At 37.8% G+C, this 1,411-nt stretch carries 1 protein-coding gene; it reads left to right on the forward strand.

Annotation, left to right across the window (positions count from 1 at the left end):
- The first annotated feature begins 198 nt into the window (after positions 1-198).
- Positions 199-1,335, forward strand: a complete 1,137-nt coding sequence (locus DWZ45_RS10410) for a site-specific integrase (RefSeq protein WP_002304408.1) — start codon at positions 199-201, stop codon at positions 1,333-1,335.
- Positions 1,336-1,411 lie beyond the last annotated feature (76 nt).

Here is a 1,411-nt window from a genome sequence, read left to right on the forward strand (position 1 = left end):
TTCGTAGAGTACATTACTCCACGAATCGCATTCTTCTCTGTTTTTTTTAGTTTATATCTTTATTTTACAAATTGTCGCACTGTTTGTCAATATGTTAGGGACATAAAACACGAGGTTTTGCACAAAAATCCATCTTAGAAAGTTCCAAAGTCACAATTTGCCGTCAGAATTATAGTCATATTGAAGGAGGTGTACCTTATGGCACGAAAAGGAGAAAATATTTACAAAAGGAAAGACGGCAGATGGGAAGGAAGATACATTAAGTCCCGATCTTCTACAGGCAAAGCCAATTACGGTTATGTTTATGCAAAGTCATATCGAGAAGTCAAGGCAAAACTTATCAGTCAAAGTTCGTGCACGAGTAATTCTGTCACTGTCGATCCAGAAATTAGCTCAGATCAATTTGAACAGGTTGCTATGGAATGGTTTCAAGCTATATGTCCTAAAGTGAAGGAATCTACAAGCAACAAATATAGGAATCTTCTCAGCTCGTATATACTTCCTGTGTTCGGAAGCAAACAATTGCGTGATATAACACACGAGTTTATTGAAACGCAGTGTAATTTTTTCCTTGTTTCTGGTGGATTAAAGGAGAATGGACTTTCCTCTAAAACTGTTTCAGATATTTTATCTCTAATTCGAAATGTCTTACAATTTGCCACCCGAAACGGGAAAGCCATTTCTTGTGACGCACGATCTATACAGATAAAACGTCAAACGAAGGAAATGAGAGTTTTGAGTCGTGCTGAACAGGAAAAATTATGCCAATACTTGTATTCTAATCTTGATTCCTGCAATATTGGTATATTAGTATGTTTATTCACTGGTCTCAGAGTAGGTGAAATTTGTGCGTTACGATGGGAAGATGTTTCATTCTCAGATTACACAATCCACGTGCATCAAACGCTCCAGAGAATCCAAGATAGAACCAACAGTGAATACAAGACAAGGATTGTTGTTACCACACCAAAAAGTGCTTGCTCCATCCGTACTATTCCAGTACCCCATGGCTTAATGACTATTCTTACAGCACACAAAGCTTCTTCTACTGGCTACATCCTAACCAATAGCGATCAGAATCCATTAGAACCAAGAACCATGCAAAATCATTTTAAGAAGGTATTGAAAAACAGCGGAATCACCTCCGCAAATTATCACTCGTTACGTCATACATTTGCTACAAGGTGCATAGAGCTTGGATTCGATGTAAAAAGTCTCAGCGAAATATTGGGTCATGCCAGCGTGAATATTACAATGAATCGCTATGTACACCCATCCATGGATTTAAAAAGAGAAAATATGCAACGGCTTTCTGATTTATTAGCCGTCAAATAAATTGTCAACACCGTCAAATAATGCTGAGTTTTCAGTGTTTGGCGGTGTTTTTTCGTGGAGTAATGTACTCTACGAA

Source organism: Clostridium sp. AF32-7AC, from assembly GCF_003477925.1.
GTDB lineage: Bacteria > Bacillota > Clostridia > Lachnospirales > Lachnospiraceae > Otoolea > Otoolea fessa.

Bases quoted from the DNA above. Each gene is read 5' to 3' on its own strand.
- DWZ45_RS10410 (WP_002304408.1), top strand. From the start codon at position 199: ATGGCACGAAAAGGAGAAAATATTTACAAAAGGAAAGACGGCAGATGG.